Origin of the sequence: Haloechinothrix sp. LS1_15, assembly GCF_033042135.1 — a bacterium.
Lineage (GTDB): Bacteria > Actinomycetota > Actinomycetes > Mycobacteriales > Pseudonocardiaceae > Haloechinothrix.
The window spans coordinates 1-5,283 of sequence record NZ_WBXM01000025.1 but is presented as its reverse complement, the minus strand read 5'-3'; the positions used below and the strand labels follow the sequence as shown (position 1 = coordinate 5,283).

Below are 5,283 nucleotides of genomic sequence, written 5' to 3'. Positions count from 1 at the left end.
CGACCTTCGCCGCTCCGACGGCAGCTGCGCACGCACCAGCTGCCCACCAGCCAACCTTGGGAACCACAGCCGGTCTGGCGCAGAGGCTGATGGCCGACTCGCCCATCGGATCGGTGTGCTCCAGCGGCCCTGGATCCGCGGGATGTGGGTAATGCGAACCGGTACCGCTACGGCGCGTCCAGCCCGCTGGAGCACACCGATCACACGGGCGAGGTTGCCTGGGCCATAGTGCCTGCCATCCCCGTGATTGGGGCGGGAGCAGGCAAGACTCTCGCGTGGGGTACGGCGGTCGCTACCGGCGCGGCTGCGGCGGGGCAGGCAAGCGGTGCGCTGTCGCGGGCGTGGGAGAATCTGACGACTGACAGGGTTGCGGGATCGGCACAGGCGGCTCCGCAGCCCGCTGATGGATGGAGTGCAACGGCGCAGCCACCGTCTCGGCCGTCGGTGTCGAGGAAGGGGCCGTCGTTCTGGCAGCGGAGCTTCGGGTTCGGCCGCCCGAATCGTGCCGCCATCGGTCCGGCTGTGGGTCAACGTGTTACTAGTGGTGGCACGCCTACGCGGGCGGCCGCAGAGGACGCGCGGGAGGCGGCTCGGCGGGCTGCCCAGCGGGAGCGGGTGCGTCGGGATGCGATGACACCGACGCAGCGACCGCAAGCAACCGAGACGATCGCACCGGGCGTGAGCCGCATGCTGCAGCAGCTCAACGATCTGGAAGAGATCGACCTCGGCATCCTAGACCCCCACCTCGGCGACACCGGTGACAGCAACGACGCTGGCGGTGACCAGCCCTACCAACCGGACACGGTCGAGGAGCCGACGCAAACTCCTTGGTTACCGCGAGGGCCACCGAATGTGGGAGAGGGCTCCAACGACCGTGTTCATTTGTATCGTAATGTCGACGAACGAGAGTTCGCAGATATTGCAGCAACTGGAGGGACTGTTTCAAGATCGGTGGGTTCGGCCCGACACGCCGGGCTGAGGTTCGGCGGGATGGGCACGGAGTGTGATGACTGTAGATGCCATGACGACTGGGACTTCGAAGAGGCCGGCTGGCGGGGCCGAGGCGGGCGTGCAGGAGCGGGTGGCCGCCGAGGTGATCAAGCAGGCGCAGGAGCAGGGTCTGGCCCTGACGGGGCCGGATGGGCTGCTGGGGCAGCTGACGAAGACGGTGCTGGAGACCGCGCTGGACGCGGAGATGACCGAGCACCTCGGGCATGCTAAACACGCTGATCAGCCCGGCCGGGAGGGCTCGAACGTGCGTAACGGTGCCCGCACGAAGACCGTGGTCTCCGACGCTGTCGGCGAGGTCGCGGTGGCTGTGCCGCGGGATCGTGAGGGCAGTTTCGAGCCGGTGATCGTGAAGAAGCGGCAGCGGCGGTTGGGCAGTGTGGATGAGATCGTGTTGTCGTTGTATGCGAAGGGTTTGACGACGGGCGAGATTTCTGCGCATTTCGACGAGATTTATGGTGCGTCGGTGTCGAAGGAGACCGTGTCGCGGATTACCGATACTGTGGTGTCGGAGATGGCTGAATGGCAGTCGCGTCCGCTGGATGAGGTGTATGCGGCGGTGTTTATCGACGCGATTGTCGTGAAGGTGCGGGATGGGCAGGTATCGAATCGCGCGTTTTACGCGGCGATCGGGGTGATACTCGAGGGGCGCAAGGACGTGCTCGGGTTGTGGGCCGGGACCGGTGGTGAGGGCGCGAAGTTCTGGCTGCAGGTGTTGCAGGACCTGCGCAATCGTGGGATGCGGGATGTGTTCTTCGTGGTCTGCGACGGATTGAAGGGCCTGCCGGAGGTGGTCGCCGATGTGTGGCCGCAGGCGCGGGTACAGACGTGTGTAATCCATTTGATCCGGAACTCGTTCCGGATCGCGTCCAAGCGTGATTGGGACGCGTTGAAGAAGGACCTGAAGCCGATCTACGCGGCCTCTACCGTGGGTGCCGCGGAGGTGGCGTTGGACGAGCTGGAAGACAAGTGGGGTGGCCAGTATTCGGCGATGATCAAGCTGTGGCGCAACGCGTGGGAGGAATTCACACCGTTCTTGGACTACAATCCGGAAATTAGGAGCGTGTTGTGCTCGACAAACGCCATCGAATCGCCGAATGCGCGGTATCGTAAGGCCGTGCGGGCACGAGGGCATTTCCCGACCGAGCAAGCTGCGTTAAAGTGCCTGTACCTGGTCACCCGGTCGCTCGACCCGACCGGCAAGGGACAAACGAGGTGGACAATGCGATGGAAACCCGCATTGAACGCGTTCGCGACCACGTTCGGTGACCGCTGGCCGAGCGCACAGAAGTACTAACCGCAAACGCCGAAAACACCGAACTTGTTACAGACCCCATCGCCCTCAGAACCTGTTCCTGACCTTGATCTTGGCTGGGTGTGTCGTAGCTGGTGAAACCAGGAACTCCTGGTAGGCCGGTCGGTGTCGAACCACCGCTCTACCAGGAGTTCCGTTGCTATCGTGCCGTGTGCGGCCCGATGCTGTCGCATCGGGTCCGCCGTGCTGTCGTTTGGCGCTCTTTCACCGCCGTGCTCATCGTCCGCGGTCTCGTCGGTATCCCTCGGACACCACGGATGCGCAGTGGGCGCTGATCGATCCGCTGTTGCCGGGCCCGGTGTGGCTGTCGGGCAACGGCGGCCGACGTGAGGTGCACTGTCGTCGCGAGATCGTGGACGCGATCTTCTACGTGGTCGACAACGGCATCACGTGGCGGGCGCTACCTGCGGATTCTCCGCCCTGGTCGACGGTCTATAACTACGTCGCCGCCAGGAAAAAGGCTGGTGCCGCCGTCGCCATGCTCGACGTGCTGCGCGATCGGACACGACCGCGCGAAGGCCATATGACTACCCCGTCGGCGGGGATCATCGACTCCCCATCCGTCAAGGCCGCTGAGAACGTGGGCCAGTCCAGTCGCGGTTACGACGCCAGGAAGAAGACCAACGGCCGTCAACGTCACATCGTCACCGACACGCTCGGCCTGCTGCTGCGCGTGATAGTCACAACCGCCTCAGTGCAAGATCGCGACGCCGGACGCGTTCTGCTACAACGCTTGGCCCCGTCGTGCCGACGGATCCGGCTCGTCTGGGCCGACGGCGGTTATGCAGGCAAGCTCGTCACCTGCGCCACCATCAGCCTCAAGGTCCCTGTGGAGATCGTCAAAGCCCCGACAAGACGGCAGGATTCCACGTCCTGCCGCCACGCTAGGTCGTCGAACACACCCTCGCCTGGATCACCGGCCATCGCCGCTGCGTCGGTGACTACGAACGTTTACCCGAACACCATGAAGCCATCATCCGCTCGAGCACAATCCCCATACTCACCCGACACCTCGCACCATCGGTTCAGGAACAGGCTCTAACACTGATAATCATCGGACGTATCAGCTCGTTTAATCAAACTCCAATCGCTCTCCGACAATGGGCCAATGTACAGTTTTAACAACTCGCTATTGCTTCCCAGCCCTACGCTCAGATCTTGAGAACACACAAATTTGTTCACGACACCCGAACCTAATGAGAGCACTAAGCAATCACTTTCGGTACGAAAGGCCTGGACATCACGATGTACGTCGTGATAGCGATCATCCGACCATGGAGATAAGTCAACCACCGGAATTCCGCCGTTGTAGAGCTCTAAATCATCGGGATTCTCCATCAAGGACGTACACTCGTCTTGAAAAACAAACTGAATCGAGCATATCTGACCTGCATCCGGCGACACTGCAATATCCAGCGGTGGCTTGTCCCACTTCCCTGCACGCCAATGATTAGGCGTCCAACACTCGATATTTAGAAACTCTAAATCAACAATAGCTACACCTTTCGATGTAGGATTATCTATGGTCAAGCTTAAACGAGCGTCAGCTTCCATGTCGAACGATTCAACGATCAGGTCAACGCTGCCCGAATCACGGTTTGTATACGGCATGATATATTACATTATCCCTTCCGTCTATACCGAGCTCCCACGGCCCAATTCTAACAGAGTTTCGCTCGCGCTTAAGCCCTCCCTGAATTGCTGCTTCGACAGAACCAGCAAGAGAGCTAATCGGGGGCGCTGTACCGTGACTTCGGGCATATTCAGCGATATGTTTTGTGGCATTTTGATGCACGCGAAAAGTGACATTCTCAACAGTAAGATCGAATCGTGCAGGAACCAGCGTGCCGTGACGGCGACCTTCGACATTAGTGACTGTCCACCATTCAATATCATCCTTCCCCAGAACCTCGCCGAAATCTTCGCTCCCGGCGTGACCTCCGCATTCCCATGCTTGTGCGCTGCGGCTTCCGTCGGATCGGGTGTGTCCGCCTTGGGCGCAGGCGTCGTCGAGGTGGCCCTGTGCGGGCGGTACGCCTGTCGGATCACTTGGATGTTGGCCGATCTCGTCCGGTTGGTAGGGCTGGTCACCGCCAGCGTCGTTGCTGTCACCGGTGTCGCCGAGGTGGGGGTCTAGGATGCCGAGGTCGATCTCTTCCAGATCGTTGAGCTGCTGCAGCATGCGGCTCACGCCCGGTGCGATCGTCTCGGTTGCTTGCGGTCGCTGCGTCGGTGTCATTGCATCCCGACGCACCCGCTCCCGCTGGGCAGCCCGCCGAGCCGCCTCCCGCGCCGCCTGCGCAGCCCGCTGCGCCGCGGCCGACCCACCCCGGGTGACAGCACCAGCACCGGAAACCGCAGCCCGCGCCCCAGCACCACGCGCCGCACCCCTGCCCGCGCTGCGCGCCGTACTGCGCACCACGTTGCGCGTCGCCCTCGGCGAGGCACCTCGACCCGCCCGCGACGTCGAACTCGACGACGACCGCCGTGTCGACGAGCTCGACGACGAACTCCGCGAGGGCGAGCTGCTCGTCCGCGACGGAGCCCTGCTGCCACCACTGGTAACGCTACGCACACCCCGGTAACCAGCCCGCACGCCCTGAGCCACGCGACCCACCGGTGTGAAACCGGCAACGGCCCACGCGCACGAACTCATCGAGCCACCGACACAACCCTTGATGTCGTTGTAGCCGGACACCTCCTTAGCCACATTCAGAGCACCCCGGCCCACCGATTTCGCAGCCGACTTCACACGACTCAGGAAGTAGCCATGCGGGTCAATGTGACTCAACGGACTCGCCCCGGCATAGGCATACCGGTTCGCGTTACCCACATCCCGCGGATCCAGGGCCGCTGCATCCCGCGAGGCGAACGTGCCTGTGCCCGGCTGGTACCAGCGGGAACCCATATTCACGTTGCCCGAGTCCGGATCGGTGAACTGCCCCTGAAAACCCAGATCC

5 protein-coding genes and 1 pseudogene are annotated in these 5,283 nt (G+C 62.4%); 3 read left to right on the top strand and 3 right to left on the bottom strand.

Translation table 11 applies throughout. From position 1 onward, the window contains the following. The first annotated feature begins 1,021 nt into the window (after positions 1-1,021). Both F8178_RS20320 and F8178_RS20315 read left to right on the top strand, forming a co-directional pair. Positions 1,022-2,305, top strand: a complete 1,284-nt coding sequence (locus tag F8178_RS20320) for an IS256 family transposase (RefSeq protein WP_317496464.1) — start codon at positions 1,022-1,024, stop codon at positions 2,303-2,305. Between the two features lie 211 nt (positions 2,306-2,516). Continuing rightward, complete coding sequence (locus F8178_RS20315; protein ID WP_317496463.1) at positions 2,517-3,365, top strand: IS5 family transposase; 849 nt, start codon at positions 2,517-2,519, stop codon at positions 3,363-3,365. On the opposite strand, the gene F8178_RS20310 is transcribed toward F8178_RS20315, so the two are convergent. Together F8178_RS20310 and F8178_RS20305 are read right to left on the bottom strand one after the other, a co-directional pair. Further along, positions 3,362-3,934 carry a hypothetical protein gene (locus tag F8178_RS20310; protein WP_317496462.1) on the bottom strand — a complete coding sequence of 191 codons (573 nt, stop codon included), beginning with the start codon at positions 3,932-3,934 and terminating at the stop codon, positions 3,362-3,364. The two genes, F8178_RS20315 and F8178_RS20310, sit on opposite strands and share 4 nt — an antisense overlap. Next, positions 3,915-4,505: a hypothetical protein gene (locus F8178_RS20305; protein WP_317496461.1), complete on the bottom strand. Its 591-nt coding sequence runs from the start codon at positions 4,503-4,505 to the stop codon at positions 3,915-3,917. The genes F8178_RS20310 and F8178_RS20305 overlap by 20 nt, the downstream gene beginning before the upstream one ends. 151 nt (positions 4,506-4,656) lie before the next feature. On the opposite strand from F8178_RS20305, the gene F8178_RS20300 reads away from it, so the two are divergent. Beyond that, the gene (locus F8178_RS20300; protein ID WP_317496460.1) at positions 4,657-4,908 is read left to right on the top strand and encodes a hypothetical protein; all 252 of its coding nucleotides are present in this window, start codon (positions 4,657-4,659) and stop codon (positions 4,906-4,908) included. A 194-nt stretch (positions 4,909-5,102) separates the two neighbouring features. Here F8178_RS20300 and F8178_RS20500 read toward each other — a convergent pair. Next, positions 5,103-5,279 (bottom strand): annotated as a pseudogene (locus F8178_RS20500) (RHS repeat-associated core domain-containing protein); the annotation flags it as partial. Positions 5,280-5,283 lie beyond the last annotated feature (4 nt).

Coding starts and splice junctions, on each gene's coding strand:
- F8178_RS20320 (WP_317496464.1), top strand. CDS start 1,022: ATGACGACTGGGACTTCGAAGAGGCCGGCTGGCGGGGCCGAGGCGGGC.
- F8178_RS20310 (WP_317496462.1), bottom strand. CDS start 3,934: ATGCCGTATACAAACCGTGATTCGGGCAGCGTTGACCTGATCGTTGAA.
- F8178_RS20305 (WP_317496461.1), bottom strand. CDS start 4,505: ATGCTGCAGCAGCTCAACGATCTGGAAGAGATCGACCTCGGCATCCTA.